Raw genomic sequence first — 18,418 nt, forward strand, 5'->3', positions numbered from 1 at the left:
ATTTATCATTTTTCTTCAAAATCTGTACGGAAATATTTCAGATTGGCGGGAATGCCTTCTACCTTCCCGCCATCCTTCATCCTGTATCCTTCTATCACTCTCTTTAATCTTATATAAGTAATCTCTTCACAGATGTGATTTTCATTGTTCGTACACAAAATGAAATGGCGCTTTCCGCCATCCTGGCGGTTCTGTTCCAGAACTGCCTGTCCTGTGGTTCCGCTTCCTGCAAAGAAATCCAGTACAAGAGCGTCCTTCTTTTTCAGATACCGCAAAAGTATTTTTATCAGTTCTACCGGTTTGGAATATTTAAATACCGTTTCCCCCTGAAAAATACGCTTGATATCCGCTGCGGCATTTGCGTTGAGCACAGTCTGGATCACATTTTTGTAGGGCGCGCATTTCTCTACGGGATTTCCTTCATTATCCACGTTGAGATAAATTTTATAGCGGACTGCCCAGCCGTTTTCCTTTCTTGAAGAAGGCATAATTTCCAGAAATCCGTTTTCCCTGGCCCATTTCACTTTCTCCCTGCTCCATTTCCACGTCCACCCATCCCGCGCGAACTCTGTACGCCCGTTGGGATAAACAGGTGTGCCGTCGGGAGCTTCGATGGCATAATTCAAAGCGTCGCTGTATCTTACGCTTCCCCGATCCAGTGAGTCATAGTAAAAAGGCCCTCTCTCCTCCTCGTATTCATCTGTAAAACGGTAACGCTTCCTGTCATAGGCCTGGTAATTTTTATCGAAAATCTGGTCTGCCCTCCGGATATCCTTTACATAGACCAGGATATATTCTGTAATGGTGGCAATCCCTCTTGCATCAGACGCACCTGTTTTCTTCTGCCATATAATATTTGTAACAAAATTCTGCTCTCCCATGATCTCGTCGCAGAGCAGTTTCAGAGCATATACTTCGTTGTCATCGATGCTGATAAAGATTACACCATTGTCGGCGAGCAGTTCTTTTGCCGCTTCCAGTCTTTCTGACATAAAAGAAAGCCACTTACTGTGCCGGAAACCGTCCTTTTCATCCACAATAGCGTCATCATAAATAAAATCTTTGTTTCCTGTATTGTAGGGCGGATCAATATAAATGCAGTCCACTTTTTTCCTGCATGTTTCTCCAAGGAGCCTTAGGCTGTGCAGATTATCTCCCTCCAAAAGGTAATGGTATCCGTCCTCCCGCCCGGCCATACTGATCCTTCGCTCTTTAATCTCAGTAAAAACAGGAACTTTCGTCTGCATTTCCTGGTCAATCCGCTCCTCATGCTTTTCCCAGACCAGTCCGTACTTCCTTGTCGTCAGTTCTTCTTCAATATCGCGAACTGTAGACAGTGAAGTCTCATCCGAAAGTCCCTCTTTGATTTTTTCTAAAAATTCCAGCATCTGCTGACGCTTTTTACCGGACAGATTTGTCATAATGTACTCCTTCTGCTGTGAATAGTAACACTGTAGGTACAGTATAACAAATTTTTATAAAAATGTGAAAGAGTTTCCTTAAGACAGCATCATCCTGTCATTGGCAAACTCATCACCGCTCACTTCCTCAAATTTTGCCAGAAGATCCGATACGTGAAGATTCCTTTTCTCCTCTCCGGACACATCATATATAATCCGTCCCTCATGCATCATGATCAGACGGTTGCCATGCGCAATGGCGTCCTTCATGTTATGGGTCACCATAAGCGCTGTCAACTGATGTTCCTCTATTATTTTATCGGAAATGTCCAGCACCTTGGCTGCTGTCTTCGGATCCAGCGCTGCGGTATGTTCATCAAGAAGAAGCAGCTTCGGCTTTTTCATAGCTGCCATTAAGAGAGTTACCGCCTGCCTCTGGCCGCCCGAGAGAAGTCCCACTTTGGTGCTAAGTCTCTCTTCCAGTCCAAGATCCAGTTCTTTCAACTGCTCTTTATAGTTTTCCCTTTCTTTTCTTGAGATTCCCCATCGCAGCCCCCTTCTTGCTCCCCGGCGAGCCGCAATAGCCATATTTTCTTCAATGGACATCGTAGCGGCAGTCCCCGTCATCGGATCCTGAAATACTCTTCCAAGATACACCGCTCTTTTATGCTCCGGAAGCCGTGTAATGTCCGTACCATCTACAATAATATTTCCGGAGTCCACATTCCACACACCCGCTATCGCATTGAGCATAGTAGACTTGCCGGCTCCATTTCCTCCGATGATCGTCACAAAATCTCCGGGATTCAGATTCAGGCTTGTTCCTGTGAGCGCCGCTTTTTCATTTATTGTCCCTTTATTAAATGTCTTATAAATTTCTTTGATCTCCAGCATGTATCCCATAGTTTTAAGCCCTCCTCTTCACTGAGCGTTTTTCTTTCAGATATGGTACTGCCAGGAATGCGGCCACCACCAAAGCGGAGAAAAGCTTCATATAATCCGAAGGCATCTTCAGCCACAATACAAGTGCATATGCCACGTAATACAGGATCGCACCTACAAAAACCGCTGTCAGAGTATAGGCAAAGGCAATCTTTTTGCCCGCACACAGTTTTCCGAAAATAACCTCACTGATAATAACAGCTGCAAGGCCTATGACAATCGCTCCACGACCCATGTTGACATCTGCCGCCCCCTGATATTGAGCCAGTATACCGCCGCAGAGTCCTACCAGCCCGTTGGAGATCATCAAAGCCAGCACCTTCATAAAATTCGTATTGATCCCCTGAGCCCTCGCCATCTGTGGATTACATCCCGTAGCCCGGATGGAAGCGCCCATTTCCGTGCCAAAGAGCCAATAGATCACTGCCACCAGTACAAGGCAGCCTACAATAAGTTTTACGAAGAAAATCCAACTGTCCTCTCCTGTCACATACCGGGAAGAGGCTACAAGATTCTGCTGTGTCAGGCCGATCCCCTGATTGGATTTTCCCATAATGCCAAGATTCACCGAATACAGGGATACCTGGGTCAAAATGCTGGCGAGGATGCCGGGAATCCCAAGAACCGTGTGCAAAACTCCTGTTGCAAGCCCGGCTGCCATTCCCGCCAGGACAGAAAAGAGCAATGCTGCAGCCGGATGCATTCCTCCCTGTATGAGCATGACCGCTACAGCGGCGCCTGTAGCCAGAGAACCATCTACCGTAAGATCCGGAAAATCCAGAATGCGGAAGGTAATATATACGCCAAGCGCCATAATTCCCCATATGATCCCCTGTGCTGCCGTCCCTGGCATCGCCCGAAAAAACGCCATGGGATCCAGGGAAAGAAAATAATCCAGTATCATTGTCTTTTACCTCTCTTTTCGTCCGTCATTTTTATTCTGCCATTTCTGACTGCTCCGCCATCCTATTCTGTCTCGATGGCCTCATAGTCATCCGGAACGGCAACGCCCAGTTCTTCACAGATCTGCGCATTGTACATCTTTGTTACTTCCGGAGCAGATTCAATTTCCATTGCAGTAATATCTGCACCCTCTGCAAGAATCTCATATGCCATTTCACCGGCTCTGTATCCGATATCATAGTAGCTGATGGACAGGGTTGCCACACCGCATCCGGAACAGATTCCCTGTTCTCCGGCAATGACCGGAACTTTTGCGGGCAGGCAGATATTATTGATAATCTGAGTATTTGCCGCCATTGTATTATCTGTCGGCACATAAATAACATCACATTCCTCTGCCGCACTCTGTGTCACAGACTGGATCTCATTAGAGTCCGCCGCTGTATATTCTTTGTATTCTATCCCGTCTGCCTCCAGCTCCTTCTCAAAAAGCTCTGCCTGATATTTGGAATTAGATTCAGCGGAACAGTATAAAATTCCCACTGTCTTTGCATCCGGGAAAAGCTCTGTCAGCATATCTTCCTGTTCACTGATCGGAGCCAGGTCACAGGTACCGGAAATATTAACTCCTGTCGCTCCCGTCCAATCTTCAATTCCCAATGCTGTTGCATAGTCAGTAACAGAAGTTCCCAGGATCGGAATGTCACTGGTTGCCTGCGCCGCCGTCTGAAGCGGCAATGTTGCATTTGCAAGAATCAGATCCACATCAGAAGAGACAAAACCATTTACAATGGTACTGCACATAGCCTGCTCACCCTGGGCATTCTGCACATCAAATTCCACCTTGTCTTCTCCGAATTTTTCCTTACATGCATCCTGGAATCCTAAGGTTGCCTGATCCAGAGCGTCATGTTCCATCTGCTGACAGATACCGATCGTATATGTTTCATCGCTCCCTGAATCCGCACTTTGGCTGTCCGATGATGTACTGCCAGAAGAAGAATCGCTTCCGCAGGCTGCCAGAGATGCTGTCATTGCCATAACCATAAGTATTGCTGCTGCCTTTTTCCTTTTCATAGTCTCTTACCTCTCTTTTCACTTTCTTGCGCCAAAGTTTTAAACTTTACCGCGTTGAAGCCTTTATGTGTTGAATTATACGCCCGCGATTTTCAGATGTCAAGCAATAAATCAGAAATACCACCGTAAAAAAATAAGCCGCCACTATTTCTCATAGTGACGGCAGGCTTCTGTCTCCTCCCGATAGCGGCGGATTTCTTCCATAGCCGCCTCATCAAACTTTCTGTCCTTGTAATAATATTCAAAAGCTTCTTCTGTAATCTCCCGTATGACTCTGCAGGGATTTCCTGCCGCCACGACCCAGTCGGGAATATCTTTCGTCACCACGCTTCCCGCACCGATCACGGTATTGCTCCCTATATGCACTCCCGGCATGATCACAGTATTTCCGCCGATCCACACATTATCTCCCACAGTCACCTCAATTCCATATTCATATAAGGAATTTCTCGCCACGGGATGCAGTGGATGTCCTGCAGTATATATGGAAACATTAGGTGCGAACTGACAGTTATCTCCAATCTTCACCTTTGCCACATCAATGATGGTACAGTTGTAATTGGCAAAGAAATTTTTCCCTACTTCTATGTTTTTCCCATAATCACAGTAAAAGGGCGGATTAATAAACGCATTCTCGGATTTTCCCAGCAGCTCTTTTACAATCTCTGCCAGCGTATCAAAATCTGACCGATCTGCAAAATTCAGTTTCTGAAGGATTCTTCTGCATACTTTCTGTTCCTCCATGACTGAATCATCGGAAATATAAGGAAGCTGTGCATTTCTTCTTTCTATATGATTCATTCTTACTCTCCTGCTGCATATTTTTGTATGATCTTTTCCATCTCGTCAAAGTGCTGTTCCATTTCATCTACCAGCCGGAACTGTGTTCTTGCCCTCACCAGATTATGTTCCGGGTAATCGGTTTTAAAATAAGTATCTCCCTGCAGGTAATCCGTCAGAAAACGGATGCCGCATTCCAATGTCATCAATCTTGCCCCCCAGGGAAGGCTTCTGATCTCCTCCTCTGTAAGAACATCTCTTGTCTCTTTCAGATACCCTTTGACATACAGTTCGTAAAGCTCCAGGTCAAAATGTACCAGATCCAGGTTCTTCTCATCTTCTTCTGCCGTGGCTGCCCCAAAGCGGATGGAATCCCCGAAATCATTTGCCGCAAGTCCCGGCATGATGGTATCAAGATCGATAATACACAATCCCCTTCCTGTCTTGCTGTCAAACAAAATATTGTTAAGCTTTGTGTCATTGTGGGTCACACGAAGCGGAAGAACGCCTTCTTCCTGTTTCTTTACCAGAACCTCACAGTCCTTCTCCCTTTCCAGAATAAACCGGATCTCCGGCCGGCAGGAAGCCGCTCTGTCTTTCAGATCTCTTTGAAGAGCTGTCTCAAAAGCCCGGAACCGTTTCACTGTATTGTGGAAATCCGGGATCGTCTCATTCAACCGGTCGGCAGGGTAATTTCCAAGCTGTTTCAGAAAATGTCCGAAGCTGCTGCCGGACTGATAGAACTGCTCCGGTTCCTCCACCAGCTGATAGCATTCGGAATCCGGGATGAAGTTATAGCACCGCCATGGCTGTCCTGTACTGTCCTCAAAATAATTGCATCCGCTTTTTGTCTTAATGTAGGATAAAGTTTCCCGGTCCGGATCTCCTCCCTCCTGGCGTATCACATTTCTCAAATATTCTGTCACGCCGAAAATATTTTCCATCACGCCCTGGGGATCCTTGAATACATTGCTGTTGATCCTTTGAAGGACATAGGAAAGCTCATCTCCATCTTCCCCCGGCATATATACTGCATATGTCTCATTGATATGCCCGGCGCCAAACGGTTTTACGTAGCTGCATCTGTTTCCGAAACCAAAGGCATAGACTGCATCCTCCAGATTCCGGTCATCTACGCCGTCAATCTTTCTTCTTGTAGAAAAGATCACTTCCCCGGCTTCCACCTTCTCTCTGGAACCGATCGTACAGTTTGCCTTTACCACGCTGCCAAGGCCGATGTGCGCCCCGCATCCCACATAGGAATCATGGTCGATCACAGCTCCGCTGTTTACCAGCACGCCGTGCTCGATCACGGTATGGGTATTCACAACGGCTCTCTGCATAATAAAGCTTCCTTTTCCGATCACGGCGCTGGGGCTTACTACGGCAGACGGATGGATCACAGCCGGAACTTCATATCCGGCCTCCATCAGCTTTTCTGTCCAGTAAAGACGCATATTGTTATCTCCAAGAGCCGCTACCGCCATGTCGTATTTCCCCAGAAAGCTCTCGTAATCGCAGCATTTCCCCACAACATCCTTATCTCTTACGGCGTCGTCTAAAAATACCGCCTCTTCATACCCCAGCATAAGAGCTGTTTCCTGTATCATATGGCCGAAACCGCCGGCTCCCAAAATCAATAACCGTTTCATTGCTATCTCCTTTTTCTGCGTATTGCTGCCGCTGCAGCAAAGGCGCTGCTGAGCAGCGCTGCTGCATATACCGCAGTCATCATTCCCTGACTGTCTCCTGTCTTTGGCGCAGTCTTTACATGCTGCACTGTGTTTGTATTTTGAACCGGCGTATTCTCTCCATTGGGGCTGCCGGAAGCCTGGCCATCGTCCTTTCCATCTTCCCCGTTTCCTCCGGACGGAGCTGTATCGGATACGTCAACTGTAAAAGTATAAGTGTTTCCGATCCCTCCCGGAACTGCAGTGGTAACTGTTATTTCTGCCCCTTTCAGTTCCATCCGGGAAATTTTTTCTCCGGGCTGTATCACTCTGTCGCCCACTTTTATTTCCGCTGTTCCGCCATCCGGCTGCACAGCCGCCTCAAAAGAAACATACTCCATGTCCGCCGGAATGGTAATCTGTGTTTCCGACGGACCCACTTCCAATCCTTCGCCTGCCGGCTGTCCGTTGGCATCAAATCCTTCTATCTTTAAGGAAGTCAGTTCCGCTGCCGGGATTTCATCCGTAAATGCCTTGATCAGAACATTTCCCACCTCTACTTGCCGCCCAAAAGATTCCTCCATTTCTTTTTCCATGGACTCTTTGGCCGTGATCATATCCTCCCATTTCCCATTTAAGAAAATATAACTTTCACCTTCATTTATCTTTGACGTGTACGTCATGCCTGCTACACTATATTCATATCCAGCTTCCACACTTGTCCACGTAAGTCCATCTGTACCTGTTTTTGTCAGAACAACTGCAAATTTCTCTCCGGCCCTTAACATTACCGGTTCTTCCAGTTCGATCACATGATAGCCTGTATACGGGAAAAACACTTCCTGGCTGGCAGCCTTCTGTCCGTCTTCCGGACTGTCCGCCTCCGGTCCCAGCTTATAGATATCCACTGTCACCGTCATATTCGCCTCATTTGTTGCCGCTGAAACAGCGCTTATCTGTTCATTGCCCTGCACCTCAAATATATTTGCCTCCCGGCGCAGGGAACCGTCGTCGTTATAAAAATTCCACCAACTGGCAGTCCCCAGGTAATCATACTGATAATTATGATCATTCCCCTGCTCTTCCGGCACAACACTGACCTGATTGACATCACAGAGGCTTCTGTCATAATAGGACATATAAAAATAGCCCTCTCCGCCCCAATTGCCGCCAACTCCGCTTCCCCACCCGGTTCCCCAGGAATTTTTTACGATCCAGGCGCCGTCGCCTTCCGGCCGGATCTTGAAATTCTCAGCCGGATACGTATCATCCCATCCTACAATGCTGACCTCATGATTTGCTTCTTTATGCTGATCTGCGTATTGCGCTCCCGTATCATAATTAAAATAATCTTCCGTTGCATATTCAGGACGGCTTCCGTCCATATAGTATCCTGCATCCAATACTCCGGTCTCCATCAAAGCGCTTTTTATGATCTCTGTCGCCTGCGGGCGGTAGAGATATTCCCCGGTGTCTGTTATCACCGTCGGATTCGGAAGGAAATTTATATTTCTCAACTGATAAGACGAATCATATCGCCTGCTCTCATCCACAGACCAATCCCCATCAGGATTATAGGCTTCTCCATCACTGTCCGTATAGGGGATATCTTCCTCCAGCGCCGCTCCTTTCCATGCAGACAGCGTTGCTGTCGAATAATACATATGCCCTCCGTACATCAGAGGATGACCTGTCACGCTGATGCCCTCACCCGCCTGGGAACCGGAAGTTTCCGGCTGCCAGGTGAACCATGCCAGATGATGCTCGGACAGATCCGTTTCTATATCATATTCCCGGAGAAGATTTCCCTCCGCTGCCGACAGGATGCCGAATGTCCAGCAGGTATTCCAGATTCCCTGATCCCTGACCGGCGTAACATCCCCCTCTTCCCGAAGATCAAATTTCTCCGGAAAGAGCGCATTCGTACTCACTGCCGGAAGCTCCGGATATTGAAACATCCTTTCCTGCTCTTCACTTAGAGGCGCCCGTCCGAAATCATTGTCCTCCCTAAAAAGTCTGACGGCGTCCTCTCCTTCATCCGCTGAGACCGGTAACGCGGTTGACGCACACAATATCCCCGCCATCATTAGTGGCAGTGCCCGGAATATTTTTTTCTTTTTCATTTCACCTTTCCTCACTTATTTTCCAATTTACCCCTGAATTGTATATAATTTCACTATACCTGATAACCAGGAAGCTGTCAAAAGAAAACGGGGGTTTTTTTCAAAAACCCCCGTGTCCGGTTTAAGTTACGCCAAATATTTCTGCACCGTTTTTCTGATGGATCCCGGTCCGGCGATCTCCTCCCGGATGATCTGCTCGATCTTCTCGCCGATTCCCGCCTCATACAGATTCACGCCGAAGATCACTTCATTGGATAAGATTCCTTTCAGCTGATCTTTCAGGCTTTCCGGCTCACCATATACGATGGTGGACATCTGCTCTCTAAGTTCCGGTACCATCGGATCCGGAGCCAGCTCGATCGATTTGCCTTCGTCGTCCAGAGCCAGCAGATATCTCACCCATCCGGCAATGGCTACCGGAATGGCTTTCAGCATTTTCGCATCCCCGTACTTCTCCATATAAGATTTGATCGTTTCACCGAAACGGATACCGATCCCCTGTGAAACATCTACCGCCAGTCTCTGCGTGGTATCTCCCAGATACGGATTGGGGAATCTTTCTTCCATCAATTCATCAAGGAAAGCTTTCGGAGACAGGATCACAGGATCAGGAACAACTGCCATCCCCTCTACATAGCCTACCTGTCTTGCCAGCTCCAGCATATCCGGATCTTTCATTTCATCGGCAAAGAGTTCATATCCCAGCATACATCCGTATGGTCCAAGCGCCGTATGGATCGGATTCAGACACACTGTTACTTTCATTCGTTCCGATTTATTCACTGTATCGCGGTCTGTCACATACACTCCGGCCTTCTCCAGCGCCGGACGTCCGTTAGGAAAGCTGTCCTCCACAACAAGGTACTGCGGTCCTTCTGCATTAATGAACGGAGCAATATAGGTCTTTTTCGATGTGATGACCGGCTGCATGTTTTCCACACCGGCCTCCTCCAGCTCCTCTGCAATTTTTTCGCTGGGGCGCGGCGTAATCTTATCGATCATCGTCCACGGGAAGGAGACTTTTGTTTCATCACTGACATATGCAATAAAATCTTCCTCTACAAATCCTCTCTTTTTCCATTCTTCCGCCATTTCCAAAACAGATCCGCGAAGCCGGGATCCATTCTTGGAGCAGTTATCCATGGAAACAAGGGCCAGAGGTGCTTTTCCACTTTTATATCGTTCCAGAAGCATCGCTGTTACAACTGCCATAGCGCTCACCGCCTTGTCCGGTCCGTTCTCAATGTCCGATTCTACAAAACTAAAATAAGCTCCCTCTGCATTTCTCAGCGCATATCCTTTTTCTGTAATGGTAAAAGACACAAGCTGAAGTCCGGGATTTTGGAAAATTTCTTTCATTCTCTCCCATTGTTTCTCATCAGAAGACTGTGCTTTGATGGCTTCTGTGAGAGAACCCAGCACTTTGCGGTCTGTTGTTCCATCGCCGTGAAGCGTCACACTCAAAGCCAGGTTGTCAAACGGATCGTAAATCTTATCCACCACATCATAGTCAAATGTTTCAACGCATGTGATCCCCCGGTCCATCAGGCCTTCCTCAAGCAGTTGGTCTGCAATTCCTCCGATAAAAATACGGAAAATATTTCCGATTCCCATATGTACCCATACCGGATCTCGTCTGGTCGCCTCGGCAACTGCTGCAGCGTCATAGGACGGCAAGGTAATTCCTGCCTTCTCCCACGACTGACGGTCTTTTAACCCTTCCAATGTCAATTTCATAGCCTCTTCTCCTTCTTCCTTTTGTCTATCATACCGTTTCTTAATGGTATTATAAATCCATACCATTTAAGAGTCAATACACTTCCTCCATTCAACCACTCTCCTGTGCCTTTGGATACTGCCCTTACTGCAGAGAACAGGTCATTTCATGCCACTGTTCTCCTCCCCAGGAGGAATCAGAAATCCCTTCATCATGAAACCCGAATTTTTTATACATTTCCACCTTAGCCTCAAGGCAGGTGAGCAAAAGCTTCTCTCTTCCTCTGGCCTTCTCCCGGCAGATATACTGGCTCACAATCTCTCTTGCAAGTCCTTGCCTCCGGTACCCTGGAAGGACATCAAGCCCCAGCAGCATCACATTTTTCCCTTTCGGATCATAAAGACCGGCGTCCGTAAAAAATTCGTCCCGGAATTTCTCCTCATCCGTAGAGAGGCCATTTAAAAATCCGGCTATTTCCCCTGTGTGCTTCTCTACTGCTACCAGAAACAATTCCGGCGCCGTCTTAACCCTCTCAAGCATCATTTTCCTGGAACACGCCTCGTTAGGCGGAAAGCAGATCTCTTCTATCTGCGCGGCATACTCTGCTTCGTCCTGCCGGATCTCTCTAAATTCAAATCTCATACAGATATCGTTCATTTATTCTGTCTCCCTCTTCCTTTTCATGCGGTATCTGATCACTCCGATCACAATTCCTGCAACAGCCGGACACAGCCAGCCGAATCCCTTGTCAGACAGGGGCAGTATTCTCCCTGCCAGATCTGTCACTACATCTATGTGCAGTAAAGCTCTGGTGCCTTCCGGCAATGCTCGAAGTCCGTCCGCCAGCGCTGATACTGCCGTAAAACCAATGCCCCACTGGAATACCGTCCTGTCATTTGCGAAATATTTTCCAAACAGCGTCAAAATAATCAGCACAACTGCAAGAGGGTAAAGAAACATAAGCACCGGCTGGGAATATGCAATGATCGCATCCAATCCCAGATTTGCGATCAAAAACGAAAGAATGCAGAACATAACTGCCCACTTATGATAGGAAGGTCCCTTCGGAAAAATCTGCACAAATGCTTCTCCGCAGCTTGTGATGAGTCCTATTGCCGTTTTCAGGCAGGCCATTGTCACGATGACAGCCAGAATAAACGCTCCGGCTCTTCCGAAATAATATTCTGCAATCTGCGACAATGCTTCTCCGCCATTACTGCTCACTTCCAGGCCGCCTGCACTCTGGGCGCCCATCACAGCCACCAGCAGATAGATGACTGCCATCAAAATAGCGCTGAACAATCCGGCGCGGACAGTACTTCCCGCCACTTCTTCCGGTTCCTTTACGCCAAGCCTTCTGATCACATCAACCACCACGATACCAAAAGCCAGCCCTGCCAGGGCATCCATTGTATTATATCCTTCCAGAAGACCTGTAAAAAACGCCCCTTCCGCATAAGCGCCTGTAGGTTCTATCTCACCTACTTTTCCCAGAGGGCTGCTGAGCGCCCTTATGACAAGGACAGCAAGAAAAGCGAGGAACAAAGGATTCATCACTTTTCCGATCCATGTCATGATCTCGCCCGGCCGCAGAGAGAAAAACAATACCACTGCAAAAAAGGCAAGGGAAAACACGGCTAAAAACAGCTTGCCTCCCTCTCCGGAGATCAGTCCCTCTATTCCTACTGTATAAGATACCGTAGCGCATCTTGGTATGGCAAAAAAAGGACCGATCGTCAGGTAAAGGGCACAGGTAAACAAAATCCCATATTTCCTGCCCACCTGGGTTCCAAGTCCCAAAAGTCCGCTTTTGCGGCTGATCCCAAGCGCCGCCACGCCGAGAAGCGGCAGCCCCACTCCCGTAATAAGGAAGCCTGCTGCCGCCTGCCACACATGTCTCCCCGCCATCTGCCCCATAGATACGGGGAAGATCAGATTTCCTGCTCCAAAAAACATGCCAAATAACATGCTGGCTACAAAAACAGTTTCTCTAAATTTCAGTTTTTTCATCATTTCCTCCTACTGGCCTTCCTAATTCATTATCCGAAAAACGATACCCTTCCGGCAAAAGAAAGCCAGTCTTTTCCATACGTTTCAGATCATCCGCATTCCCCTGATAGATGGCCATCCCTGTTTTCTGCCGACGGAATCCGAATTTTTCATACATAGCCACTGTCCTGGGATGGGTATATAAGATAATGTTGCATCCCCTGACCTGCTCTAAGATAGATTCTATCAACATGTGGCCTAATTTCCGGCCGTGATACTCTCTGGCAAGGGCAATATTGTAAAGAGCTGCTTCACAGACGCCGTCTGACAGCGCGCGGGCACAGCCGATCAGTTTGTCACCGTCATATAGAAATGACACCGCATAGCTGCTTTTGAAAATTCTCTCCTGTTCATCCGCATTCCGCCCGCTCATTCCAAAGGAATTTAAGAGGGCGGCAACCGCCTCATAATCGATATCTTCTTTTGTTGTTTTTAAATAAACAGACATTCCGCGCTCTCCTTTTACTTTATCATAAATCTATGGGAAGGATCCGAACTAAGTTTCTCCCTTGCGGCAGGCACTGACCATAGTTCCGGAAAATCTGTACCGGGCACTACCATATCATAATAGGGATGAAAGCGAAAATTCTGCCCTCTTCTGCCTGAATCCTGCCTGGCTGCAAATTCCTGAAAATGTGTGTGTCTGCGAAAAGCCGGAACCTGATACAGATCTCTTGCATAGTCCCACAAATTCGGATAGTCCGAAAGGCCGGGGCAGGGCCCAAGATGCCGTGAATAATTGATATCCAGTCTGGCCAGCGTTGTAAACAGGCGAATATCACTGTCCGTAATATAATCGCCAAGCAGGAACCGCTGTTTTTCCAGACATGTGTTCAGCACAGATAAACTGTCAAAAAATGTATGGTATCCTTCATAATAAGCCTCCACGGATCTGGCAAAACATGCACGGTATATCGCATCATTGACATTTTGATACAGCCAGCTGTTAAGCCTGTCGATCTTATCCTTCTGCCGAACCGGATACAAATCCGGCGCCTCCGGATGATGCAGAGGAGAAAATTCCGTCTCCAGCAAAACAGTCAGCATCTGGAAATCATTATTCACAACTGTCTTTGTCCGATAATCCACCAAAGCCGGCACGGTTGTCCTTCCCTTGTAGTCCCCATCCGTATTGTAATAAAGTTCGCTTAAAAACTGTGCTCCCGTTTCCGGATTAATATGACCCGGAGAATGGACAAATTCCCATCCAAGATCTTCCGGACGGTCCGTCCAGTCTACCGCTTCTGTTTTCACAGCTTCCGACAGTCCCAGAAGGTCGATCACAATCACAGCCCGATTAGACCAGGCACATCCGGTTGACCAAAAAAGAATATACCTTCCTTTTTCCACCGGATGCTCTTTGCTTCCCAAATGTCCGGTAAATGCGTTTGACTGCCGGCGAAAATAGCCGTTTTCATCAATTTCCGAGACTTCCGGAGTCCTGATCCTTATTTTCCTTCCGTTTACATCAACATAATCTGCCATATGTTCCTTTCCCATTTCTGTCTTTCCCATGTAAATTTAACTATTTCCTTCGTAATTATATCACAGCCCTGAAATCGGAAAAGAACTTTTTATAAAAATATTTGCAGATTCCTGTAATGTATATGACAACGTATTGAAAATTTCAATATGTATCCTGCATATATCGAAATAAGTGATTGGTAAATTGTTTTTTTCTGTGCGACAATATGGAATGATGAATAAATGGTTTCACTTTTTACAGGAGGAAAAAAATGAAAAAGAAAAGATTCGTTTCCGCTCTGCTGGTGGCGGCAATCACCGGCGCAATGTTGACTGGATGCGGCTCAGACAGCTCGTCAGAAGGCTCCGAAGAAAGCAAGGAAGAAAAGAAAACAATCCGCATTTCCACCACAGGGGAGCATGCATTTTTTTCAGAAACAAATGAGGACGGCGAGCTTCAGGGATTTGAAATTGATGTATGGAATGAAATTGCGGACCGTCTGAATTATGAGATCGAGTGGGAAACCGCCGGGTTCCCGGGCGTCATTGAACTGCTTGACAGCGGACGCGTAGATACTGTGGCTGACCAGATCGGTATCACAGATGAAAGAAAGGAAAAATACTATTTTACAGATACCTATTTCTATGTGCCATATAAGATTGTTGTAGCAGAGAGCACCAATGATATCAATAGTGTGGAAGACTTATACGGAAGGACCCTTGGACTTCTCAGCGATGATATTGCCTATGACTATTTTGATGAACTGGATCCGGATGGACAGATCAAGTATGTAAATTACGACGACAGTACAGCAGTGCCGACAGACGTAGCGCTTGGAAGGATTGACGCCACTTTGATGTCAGCTCTTCATATTGAATCTGTAAAACAGGAATCCGGACTTGAAATCAAGGGCGTAGGTGATGCAGTATATACAGAAAATGCCGGATATCCGTTCCAGAAAACAGAGGAAGGCAAAGCCCTGTGTGATGAAGTAAACGCTGTGATCAGCGATCTGAAAGAAGAAGGATTCCTTCATGATACGTCAGTAAAGTGGTTTGGATTTGATCCTATGGAAGAATAAGATTACAACTAACTAACCAAAAGGGGCCGTCACATGAGGAATTTAGTTCTCATGTGATAAGCCCCTTCTTTTGAAACCTTGGAGAAAAAAATGGATACATTTAGAATCGACTATTTTATTGAAATTATTCCCAAAATACTAAAGCTGCTCCCGGCGACAGTCATCGTCGCGTTTCTCTCCCTGATCCTTTCCCTGCTACTTGGTATCATACTGGCAGTCATTCGCCAGTACCGGATCAGAGGACTGTTCTCTTTGAGTACAGTCTATGTTTCTTTCTTCAGAGGGACACCATTTATCGCGCAGTTGTTTCTTTTTTATTATGGGTTTGCCCAGGTCAGCGAGACGATACGGAACATGAGCGCATTTACAGCTGTTGTTATTTGTCTGAGCGCTAATTACTGCGCTTTTATGTCCGAAGACATCAGGGCCGCTTTAAATTCCGTCACAAAAGATCAGTATGAAGCAGGACTTTCCATCGGGATGCGTCCGCTAAAAGTTGTTACCAAAATTATTATTCCGCAGGCTGCAAGAATCGCCGTGCCGGGACTTTCCAATAATTTTATCAACCTTTTCAAATCAACATCTATCGGATTTATGATCGGCTTCAAAGATATGATGGCAGCGGTCAGCATGGAAACCTCCAGAACCTACCGCTTCCTGGAAGGATATCTGGCAACAGTCGTCATCTACTGGATCATTATTTCCGCGTTGAATCTGCTCCAGAGCAAAATGGAAAAACGTCTGAACAGAATTTATTAATATGAAATGAAAGAGGCAAAACTATGATTCGTATTGACAATTTAAATAAAAGTTTTGGATCGCTGCATGTTTTAAAAGATATCTCTATCCGTCTGGAAGAAAGAAAAGTATTAGTCCTGATCGGGCCGTCGGGTACCGGAAAGTCTACCCTGCTTCGCTGTATCAATTATCTGGAAAAGCCTGATTCCGGCATCATAACAATTGACCAGTTTTCAGTAGACGCCAAAAACCATAAGAAAAACGAAGAATATGAACTTCGCGCCAGGACGGCCATGGTCTTCCAGAATTACAGCCTGTTCAAAAATAAGACCGCACTGGAAAATATCATGGAACCTCTAACGGCAGTACAAAAGATCCCTAAAAAAGAAGCAGAAGGTCAAGCACGGGAAATCCTGGAAGCAATCGGTCTGACAGAAAAGGCCGATTCTTATCCGTCCCAGCTGTCGGGCGGACAGCAGCAGCGGATCGGAATCGGACGGGCTATGGCAGTAAAGCCAAAAGTAATGCTGATCGACGAGCCTACTTCTTCACTGGATCCGGAACTGGTAGGGGAAGTATTGAACCTTTTATATAAACTGGCAAAGGAAAATACCACTATGATCATCGCCACCCATGAAATGGCATTTGCCAGACACATTGCCGATCATGTGGTATTTCTGGACGAAGGGGAAATCGCCGAAGAGGGAACCCCCGAAGAAATTTTTTCCGCCCCAAAGACACAGCGCTTACAGCAGTTTCTCCGCAAATTTGAAAAGCAGTCGTAATTTTTCCTTTTAGTATTTCTTTTTGAAATAAGCGATCGTCCTCTCGATCCCCTGCTCGATATCAACAGTCGGCTCCCAGCCCAACTCCCTTTTCGCATAGGAAATATCCGGTTTCCTTTTCACAGGATCATCCTCCGGAAGCGGCTGATGCACGATCCTGGAGCTGGAACCGGTCTTTCTTATGATCATATCTGCCAGCTCCAGGATGGTCATCTCATGGGGATTCCCCAGATTGACCGGCCCCGGAAAATTCTTTTTCTCCATGACCGCGATCATGCCGGTCACCAGGTCGTCCACATAGCAGAAACTTCTCGTCTGAGTTCCGCTTCCATATATGGTGATATCCTTGTTGTGTATGGCCTGCATGATAAAGTTGGAGACGACCCGCCCGTCGTTTTCCAGCATATGCGGTCCGTATGTGTTAAATATCCTTATGATCTTCGTGTCCGTTCCATATAATCTCCGATAATCGGAAAACAGGGTTTCCGCCACCCTCTTTCCCTCGTCATAACACGCCCTTGGCCCGGTGGTATTTACATTGCCTCTGTAGCCTTCCTTCTGCGGATGAATCAGAGGATCTCCATAAATTTCGCTTGTACTTGCCTGCAGGACTTTCGCATTCATTTTTCTGGCCATTTCAAGTACATTAAGCGCTCCCAGAAAACTGATCTTGGTCGTCATGATCGGATCGTACTGATATTGAACCGGACTTGCAGGACAGGCCAGATTATAGATTTCATCAATATCAAGATGCATCGGATGGATAATATCTGCATTCACAAACTCAAAATCAGGATTGGAATACAACTCTCCTATATTGTCATACGTTCCCGTAAACATATTGTCAATACAGATTACTTTATTTCCGGCGTCCAGCAGCCTCCGGCACAAATGAGAGCCTATAAATCCGGCTCCGCCTGTTACTAATATTCTCTTCATCTTTTTTCTCTCCGGTTTCCTTTTTATTTTTTCCTGAAAATCAATTCAGCCCCATATTTCTTATGAACAGTTTCCAGTATGTTTTCCGGTATCATCCGGTACTTTTTCCCAAGCATATATCCGTCTATCGTCATCTCATATTCTTCTCCCCCGGCCCTTAAGCTGTAACATCCCTGGCGGCACAGCTCCGGCTCGCACCGCCCTGTCTCGTATTCCAGATAACAGATCCTTCCCAGCGTCTGGTATTGAAGGAGTGCGTTGTCAAAAAACGGTACAAGCCCAAATGAATACAGCCTGCCCGCAAGTTCCTGATCCCCTGTCTCCATGCCGGTAAATCCTCTTTCCTTCAGGAACTGAAGAAACTCATCTGAGTACCTCCGCTCCCGCACTCTCCCCATCTGTCCCCAGATAAGGCGTATATTCTTATACGATCCGGCAGCCATCCTGGCAGTCCCGAAGTCCTGGACGATCACACAGGATTCCTTTTTATATCCGTCCATCAGGCGTAGGATGGCTGTTACTTCTTCTAAGTTTCTCCCGGTAACATACAACGGCGCCTGGTAAACCGCCTCCTTCTTAGAGGCAAGAACACGGTCCATCAAAAGGATCAGATCCGCAATTCCATTTTGAAACATACGTTTCTGACAAAACAGATCTCCTAAAATGACCCCCTTTACTTCGCTTTTTTCAATCAGTTCTTCTATTCTCCCAAGATCATAGGTCTCTCGGCCTGCAAAATATTCCCTCAT

17 protein-coding genes are annotated in these 18,418 nt (G+C 46.8%); 3 read left to right on the top strand and 14 right to left on the bottom strand.

Annotation, left to right across the window (positions count from 1 at the left end; all coding sequences use genetic code 11):
* Positions 1 to 5 precede the first annotated feature (5 nt).
* The 12 genes from EUBC25_RS06035 to EUBC25_RS06090 form a co-directional block, all read right to left on the bottom strand.
* Entirely contained in the window at positions 6 to 1,421 is a 1,416-nt protein-coding gene (locus tag EUBC25_RS06035; protein ID WP_230107268.1) for a site-specific DNA-methyltransferase, read from the bottom strand.
* Positions 1,422 to 1,499: 78 nt separating this feature from the next.
* Complete coding sequence (locus EUBC25_RS06040) at positions 1,500 to 2,294, bottom strand: ABC transporter ATP-binding protein (RefSeq protein ID WP_230107560.1); 795 nt, start codon at positions 2,292 to 2,294, stop codon at positions 1,500 to 1,502.
* A 13-nt stretch (positions 2,295 to 2,307) separates the two neighbouring features.
* Positions 2,308 to 3,246 carry an ABC transporter permease gene (locus tag EUBC25_RS06045; protein ID WP_230107269.1) on the bottom strand — a complete coding sequence of 313 codons (939 nt, stop codon included), beginning with the start codon at positions 3,244 to 3,246 and terminating at the stop codon, positions 2,308 to 2,310.
* 62 nt (positions 3,247 to 3,308) lie between these two features.
* Positions 3,309 to 4,322, bottom strand: a complete 1,014-nt coding sequence (locus EUBC25_RS06050) for an ABC transporter substrate-binding protein (protein ID WP_230107270.1) — start codon at positions 4,320 to 4,322, stop codon at positions 3,309 to 3,311.
* A gap of 144 nt (positions 4,323 to 4,466) precedes the next feature.
* On the bottom strand, positions 4,467 to 5,123 hold the full coding sequence (locus EUBC25_RS06055) for a sugar O-acetyltransferase (RefSeq protein ID WP_230107271.1): 657 nt from the start codon (positions 5,121 to 5,123) through the stop codon (positions 4,467 to 4,469).
* Positions 5,124 to 5,125: 2 nt separating this feature from the next.
* A complete protein-coding gene (locus tag EUBC25_RS06060; RefSeq protein ID WP_230107272.1) occupies positions 5,126 to 6,754 on the bottom strand; it encodes a phosphotransferase in 1,629 nt (542 codons plus the stop codon).
* Between the two features lie 2 nt (positions 6,755 to 6,756).
* Positions 6,757 to 8,895 (bottom strand): C1 family peptidase, encoded by a 2,139-nt coding sequence (locus EUBC25_RS06065; RefSeq protein WP_230107273.1) that lies wholly within the window; start codon positions 8,893 to 8,895, stop codon positions 6,757 to 6,759.
* Between the two features lie 126 nt (positions 8,896 to 9,021).
* Complete coding sequence (locus EUBC25_RS06070; protein WP_230107274.1) at positions 9,022 to 10,632, bottom strand: mannitol dehydrogenase family protein; 1,611 nt, start codon at positions 10,630 to 10,632, stop codon at positions 9,022 to 9,024.
* A gap of 124 nt (positions 10,633 to 10,756) precedes the next feature.
* On the bottom strand, positions 10,757 to 11,269 hold the full coding sequence (locus tag EUBC25_RS06075; RefSeq protein ID WP_230107275.1) for a GNAT family N-acetyltransferase: 513 nt from the start codon (positions 11,267 to 11,269) through the stop codon (positions 10,757 to 10,759).
* Positions 11,270 to 12,622, bottom strand: a complete 1,353-nt coding sequence (gene brnQ / locus EUBC25_RS06080) for a branched-chain amino acid transport system II carrier protein (RefSeq protein ID WP_311135886.1) — start codon at positions 12,620 to 12,622, stop codon at positions 11,270 to 11,272.
* Entirely contained in the window at positions 12,603 to 13,109 is a 507-nt protein-coding gene (locus EUBC25_RS06085) for a GNAT family N-acetyltransferase (RefSeq protein WP_230107277.1), read from the bottom strand. The genes brnQ and EUBC25_RS06085 overlap by 20 nt, the downstream gene beginning before the upstream one ends.
* Before the next feature lie 14 nt (positions 13,110 to 13,123).
* Positions 13,124 to 14,176 (bottom strand): glutathione S-transferase C-terminal domain-containing protein, encoded by a 1,053-nt coding sequence (locus EUBC25_RS06090; protein WP_230107278.1) that lies wholly within the window; start codon positions 14,174 to 14,176, stop codon positions 13,124 to 13,126.
* Between the two features lie 221 nt (positions 14,177 to 14,397).
* On the opposite strand from EUBC25_RS06090, the gene EUBC25_RS06095 reads away from it, so the two are divergent.
* The 3 genes from EUBC25_RS06095 to EUBC25_RS06105 all read left to right on the top strand — a co-directional run bounded on the left by EUBC25_RS06095 (position 14,398) and on the right by EUBC25_RS06105 (position 16,730).
* On the top strand, positions 14,398 to 15,207 hold the full coding sequence (locus tag EUBC25_RS06095) for a transporter substrate-binding domain-containing protein (RefSeq protein WP_230107279.1): 810 nt from the start codon (positions 14,398 to 14,400) through the stop codon (positions 15,205 to 15,207).
* Positions 15,208 to 15,297: 90 nt separating this feature from the next.
* Positions 15,298 to 15,966, top strand: coding sequence for an amino acid ABC transporter permease (locus EUBC25_RS06100; protein WP_230107280.1), 669 nt, complete (start codon positions 15,298 to 15,300; stop codon positions 15,964 to 15,966).
* 23 nt (positions 15,967 to 15,989) lie between these two features.
* A complete protein-coding gene (locus EUBC25_RS06105) occupies positions 15,990 to 16,730 on the top strand; it encodes an amino acid ABC transporter ATP-binding protein (RefSeq protein WP_230107281.1) in 741 nt (246 codons plus the stop codon).
* 9 nt (positions 16,731 to 16,739) lie between these two features.
* Here EUBC25_RS06105 and EUBC25_RS06110 read toward each other — a convergent pair whose 3' ends face one another.
* Together EUBC25_RS06110 and EUBC25_RS06115 are read right to left on the bottom strand one after the other, a co-directional pair.
* Positions 16,740 to 17,669, bottom strand: a complete 930-nt coding sequence (locus tag EUBC25_RS06110) for a UDP-glucuronic acid decarboxylase family protein (RefSeq protein WP_230107282.1) — start codon at positions 17,667 to 17,669, stop codon at positions 16,740 to 16,742.
* A gap of 23 nt (positions 17,670 to 17,692) precedes the next feature.
* Complete coding sequence (locus EUBC25_RS06115; protein ID WP_230107283.1) at positions 17,693 to 18,418, bottom strand: hypothetical protein; 726 nt, start codon at positions 18,416 to 18,418, stop codon at positions 17,693 to 17,695.

Source organism: Claveliimonas bilis, from assembly GCF_020892095.1.
GTDB classification, from domain to species: Bacteria; Bacillota; Clostridia; order Lachnospirales; family Lachnospiraceae; genus Claveliimonas; species Claveliimonas bilis.